Consider the following 5057-nt stretch of genomic DNA (forward strand, 5'->3'; position numbering starts at 1 on the left):
TACTACAAACTTTTAATTACTAGCTTGACTAATAGCATTCCAAGTATCTGTACCTCATAGCAGCAGGAAGTGCTGTATCTCTTGAAAGGGTTTTTGCGCCCAATGAAAATTTGCTTTTGAAAAAGTAAAAATATCTACTTCAAATCCTGTGTTATTTAATCTTTAAAATAATAAATTTTGCATACTTGTTAAAGTGTTATCCAGGGTATATGATAGCCAGCACTCAAAAAATAGACGACTGTTCAATACTGGATAATCATTTTTTGGCAGCTTTCTCAGTATATCTTTGACAATTTTGAGAAATGAATTTATAATTACAATCAAACTAATATATTTTAAGCCTTCGCCCAAAATTACCATGTTTTGGGCTATTTTTACCGAATTTTTCTTAATATTCAACACTTCTGGGCTGTATGCCATATCCTATTAATTATAGAACAGATACAGATTTGGATTGGTTTACAAATCATGTTGATGGTCAGACAACAAGAGCAACACTACGTTTTGGCAAGTAGATTTTTTGAGTTTGGCTTTAAAATTAGGCACATCTAGCTTCATAAAATATGCTTATTTCAAAATAAGATGCTCTCCCCATAGAGGTGTAAAACAGTAGTGAAAACTAATTTGACAACACTAGTGCGTTAATAGCGACGTTAATTTGCGAAAACTTAGATATTAATTAAATTTACTTACCTAAAAAATAACCTAAACGACATTAATTTGCGAATTGCGACATTTAATGTGCGAATGTACAACATAAGTTTTAAAGCGGGCGATGGGACTCGAACCCACGACGTTCACCATGGGAAGATGACATTCTACCACTGAATTACACCCGCGAATCACTGTCTACACAGTTTGTCTATAAGACATATTATACAACTTTTACAACTGTTTTCAATTGGCTAGATATACACTGTTTTGGCATCTGCTGATGACTGCTAATGTATTATTCTTGTGACCTCAGATTAAAGAATCTTTTTTTAGCTAGCTGAGAACGGCACTTGTTACCATATTTAACTAAAGAACAATGTCCTCACCTCGTTCGGTGAAGCGAACTTCTTTAATATTCCATTGAGGATTACTCGTTAAGGTTTTGCGGAGACTGCCAAACAAAGCAAACTGTTCACAACTAGAAAGAGAAGCTATTTGCCGCTTTGACTCAGGAGATATTCGCAAATCAACTGTAGCAATACCATTTTTGATATTGACACGATATCCAGACAAGCTAAAATCGCTTGTATCTCGTTTTTCTAATATTTTACTTACTACATTTGTGACTGGTTCTTCGGCTGGTACTGTAACTTTTCCTGGAATAAATTTTTGACACTGTGTATCACTTGTGTAGAGTGTGACATTAGTAGTTTTGCTAGTGACAGCTTTAGAAGTTGATGAGGAAGGCGTATCTTCTTTAGGAGGTTTTTGATTAGGAGTTTTTTCTCTCAACTGAGCTACGCTAGGAATTTGGCTAGGAGTCTGAGACGATAAGCTATTTGTCGGTGTTGTAGGGGATGACCTTGCACTGTCAATATTACGAGTAGTAGGGTTAGAACTACAACTGCTGAGATTGACAACTATTGTCACAAAAATTAAGGGTAAAAAATATTTCTTAGTTATGTTCATAAATTTTGCTTGCAAGTGATGTTGCTGCTATCAACTTCAGTGTCACTGGTATTAATTCCGCATGAATTTGTGAGTTTAGAGCCAGTCTATAAAGTGTCAACCCGAAGTTTGTTAAAATTGAGAGCCATATTATGTAACAAAATAATAACATCTGCTGTTCAAGGAGCGATGTTCTGAAGACAAGCGCTTCCCAAAAAGCTTCAATAGAAGATGTAGAAGTACAGTCAACAAAAACACTATGAGCTTTCTCCCAAAATTTAGAGAAAACAGCAACAACTTATTCAGCTTTTTAGAAATGCGAGGCTAAAATTGCTTAAAAACCGTGGTGTGCTAAAAAAATAACGCTTTTAGGTTGTTAATTAAAAGTAGATTACTAGTTTTCACTACTTTTTTGCTTGGTCAATTGCTGCATTAATAATTGTACTCCCAGAGCCAATAAACCAATTGCTACTATACCAAATATTCCGCTCCCCAAAGCAACTACACCAACAACCAGAGTCCGAACGGCAGAAGAAATCTTAATTACCAATGGATTAATTGAATGAAGAGGTTTAGCAGCAAAATTTGTAGCGATCGCAATCATCAGCGAATACATTGCATATCCCATTCCTCCAGAAATAACTGCACCAGTTAAACAGCGTAACGGACTAGCTGCCGCCTGTATTTTAGTATCCGTTTGTGGCGTTAAATTTTGGTCACTCATACAATTTTAGATTTTGGGTTGGGCTATTAAAAATAATTTTTGTCTATCCCTTATGCTTCATAAACTAAAAAGAATTCTTTAAGCAGACGATGCCACTTTAATACCATGTGTAATTGTTCGAGTCACAAACAATTCTAAGTCTTCATCAACAATTGCTTTCCTGACTTGCAGCAAAACTAGTTCTGCCTGCTGTTGAGACTCAAAAAGAGCAAATACTGTTGGCCCAGAACCGGACATCATTGTTCCTAAAATGCCTTCTTGATTTGCAAACACTTCTCGCAGTTGCAAGACTTGGGGATAAGCTGGCAATACCACGCGCTCTAAATCATTGTGCAGTTTTTGGCCAATTTCTTTCGTATCTTTATCCAAGATAGCTTTTACTATTGCTCCTGAATGAACTGCACTAGCACGCGCTGCTAAGTTGTCCCTATCTTTAATGTAAGAATCACCAAACTGCTGTCGATAGGTTTTATATGCCCAAGGTGTGGAAACTTCCAGACTACAGTATTTTCCCAATACTATATATATATTATCTAAACTCGGCAGGGGAGAAAGTTGATCGCCTCTACCTGTTGCGATCGCAGTTCCACCCGCTACACAAAATGGTACATCTGAACCAAGCGTACCTCCTAACTCCTCTAATTCTGACTGAGTTAATCCCAACTTCCATAGTAAATCTATCCCCACCAACACAGCTGCTGCATTCGTCGAACCCCCAGCCAACCCAGCTGCTACAGGAATCTGCTTATTAATGGAAATTTCCACACCGCCATATTTAGCAAAGGCTTCGGGAAATTGCCTGACCATTAATTCGGCTGCACGGTATGCCAGATTACTTGTATCAGTCGGTACTTGTGGATGATTGCAGTGAACGCGAATAGTGTCAGTGCTGATGGAATGCACATCGATTTGGTCTGAAAGTGCAATACTTTGAAGTATCATGGCTAACTCATGATAACCATCGGGGTGTTGGCGTAGTCCCCTAGAGGCATCGCCAATGATTTCCAAATACAAATTGATTTTAGCAGGGGCAATAAGGCTGTAGGAACGCATTTTTAAGGCTAGAAGTTATAGGTTAATAGTTGGGAATGGGTGAATTTTAGGTTTTGAATCAAAGCAATCATCTACATATTCACTCTTAACTCCTCACTCCTCAGTTTTAGCTCCTAACTCATTTGCTAGGACTACCCATTGCTGAACGCTGATATCTTCGGCTCTGGCTTGAGGATTTATTTTTAATTGTTCCAGTAATTGGCTTAGGCGATCGCGTTCTATAACTGATTGCAAATTATTTCGTAACATTTTGCGCTTGGCACCAAACCCCAACTTTAAAAAAGTCTCTAACTGTCGGGGATTAAGTGCTGGCATCTCTATTTTTCGTGGGTGCAATCGCACAACTGCTGAATCAACTTTTGGCGGTGGATGGAATGCAGTTGCTGGAACGGTGCAAATTAACTCACACTCAGCCAAATACTGTACCCGCACGCTCAACGCGCCAAAGGTTTTTGACCCCGGTTTAGCATACAACCTTTCTGCTACTTCTTTTTGTACCAGCAACACTATAGAGTCAAATGGTTCGGGATTGGGGTTAGCGATCGTACCCAGTAGTTTCTCAATGATTGGCCCTGTAATGTTGTAAGGAATATTGGCTACTACTTTATTTGGCTGCTGAAAATTAGGAAAGGCTACCAGATAAGATGGTAAATCTAGGGTGAGAAAATCACCCTGTAGCAATAGGAAATTTTCAGTTTTACCAAGCTGCTTTGACAACAGTTGGCACAAGTCGCGGTCTATTTCAACTGCAATCAGAGATTCCACTAAGGGCAATAACCGACGAGTCAGAATGCCGGTTCCGGGCCCAATTTCCAGGACGCGATCGCTTTCTGTACACTCTGCTGCTTGAATAATTGTGTCAAGCGCCTTTTCACTTTTTAGCCAATGTTGAGCAAAGACCTTACGCGGTCGGATCATCTGTATTTTTTGCCTAGTCTGTTTTTAGCTTTTTCTCAAAAACTCATTATAAATTGTGAAATTTATCTACATTGCTAGACTTACTGTAACGGATCTTAAGATCAGGGAATTCCTAAAAAAATACTCAACCACTACAAGTAGTGTTGGTGTTTCACTCACCCATAGCCAAAGACGCTATATCTATTGTTATAGATTGTATAGATAGTTAGTTTAATTAATTAGTTTGGGCATTTGAAGTTAGGATATATCCTCCAGCAAGATTGCGTCCTGTCTTTTTCGAGCATGATTACCATCATTGCTCAACCTGCATCAAATTCAATTTGAAGACACTAATTTACATCATGTGCAATATTCACATAGTAAAGTTCAGCTACTTCATCATTACCTTTCTCTGGTTGCTCAACCCATCCCTCTGAAAGTAATGCCAGGCAAGCGATTTGCCCTTTTAGAAAAAAAATAAATTTACCCCTTGACAAACTAGGGAATGACTAGTTACTCTAGTTAAGTGGGAAAGCGAGAGAAGCCAACCACCGCTGAACCTGAAAAATATAATACTTTGAAAGCTTAAGAAAAACCAATCCTCGTCAAAAGATTTTACTTTTGGGATTCCCCAAAATCTAATCGAAATTAGTAAATAGGATTCCGGGAAATATTTTTTTCGGAGCCGCAAACTCGAAACACAACAAAACGGAGAGTTTGATCCTGGCTCAGGATGAACGCTGGCGGTATGCTTAACACATGCAAGTCGAACGGTGCTTTC

General features: G+C 38.4%; 4 protein-coding genes, 1 tRNA gene, 1 rRNA gene and 1 pseudogene. 1 reads left to right on the forward strand and 6 read right to left on the reverse strand.

The window, feature by feature from the left end:
• Positions 1-75 precede the first annotated feature (75 nt).
• The 6 genes and pseudogenes from RMZ41_RS31830 to rsmA all read right to left on the reverse strand — a co-directional run.
• A pseudogene (locus RMZ41_RS31830) lies at positions 76-360 on the reverse strand (IS4 family transposase); the annotation flags it as partial.
• A 407-nt stretch (positions 361-767) separates the two neighbouring features.
• Positions 768-839: transfer RNA gene (locus RMZ41_RS31835), tRNA-Gly, on the reverse strand.
• 181 nt (positions 840-1020) lie between these two features.
• Complete coding sequence (locus RMZ41_RS31840; protein WP_322639543.1) at positions 1021-1623, reverse strand: GerMN domain-containing protein; 603 nt, start codon at positions 1621-1623, stop codon at positions 1021-1023.
• Between the two features lie 373 nt (positions 1624-1996).
• Complete coding sequence (locus RMZ41_RS31845; protein ID WP_322639544.1) at positions 1997-2326, reverse strand: DUF3082 domain-containing protein; 330 nt, start codon at positions 2324-2326, stop codon at positions 1997-1999.
• A 78-nt stretch (positions 2327-2404) separates the two neighbouring features.
• Positions 2405-3379 carry a 4-(cytidine 5'-diphospho)-2-C-methyl-D-erythritol kinase gene (gene ispE / locus RMZ41_RS31850; RefSeq protein WP_322639545.1) on the reverse strand — a complete coding sequence of 325 codons (975 nt, stop codon included), beginning with the start codon at positions 3377-3379 and terminating at the stop codon, positions 2405-2407.
• Between the two features lie 93 nt (positions 3380-3472).
• Positions 3473-4297 (reverse strand): 16S rRNA (adenine(1518)-N(6)/adenine(1519)-N(6))-dimethyltransferase RsmA, encoded by an 825-nt coding sequence (gene rsmA / locus RMZ41_RS31855; protein ID WP_322639546.1) that lies wholly within the window; start codon positions 4295-4297, stop codon positions 3473-3475.
• Between the two features lie 684 nt (positions 4298-4981).
• Between rsmA and RMZ41_RS31860 the strand changes: the two genes are divergently transcribed.
• Positions 4982-5057: ribosomal RNA gene (locus RMZ41_RS31860) — 16S ribosomal RNA — on the forward strand; the annotation flags it as partial.

It is taken from the genome of Nostoc sp. DedVER02, assembly GCF_034530675.2.
Taxonomy (GTDB): Bacteria; Cyanobacteriota; Cyanobacteriia; order Cyanobacteriales; family Nostocaceae; genus Nostoc.

What these genes read in the sequence shown, in the direction of transcription:
- RMZ41_RS31840 (WP_322639543.1), bottom strand. Translation starts at nt 1,623, where the DNA reads ATGAACATAACTAAGAAATATTTTTTACCCTTAATTTTTGTGACAATA.
- RMZ41_RS31845 (WP_322639544.1), bottom strand. Translation starts at nt 2,326, where the DNA reads ATGAGTGACCAAAATTTAACGCCACAAACGGATACTAAAATACAGGCG.
- ispE (WP_322639545.1), bottom strand. Translation starts at nt 3,379, where the DNA reads ATGCGTTCCTACAGCCTTATTGCCCCTGCTAAAATCAATTTGTATTTG.
- rsmA (WP_322639546.1), bottom strand. Translation starts at nt 4,297, where the DNA reads ATGATCCGACCGCGTAAGGTCTTTGCTCAACATTGGCTAAAAAGTGAA.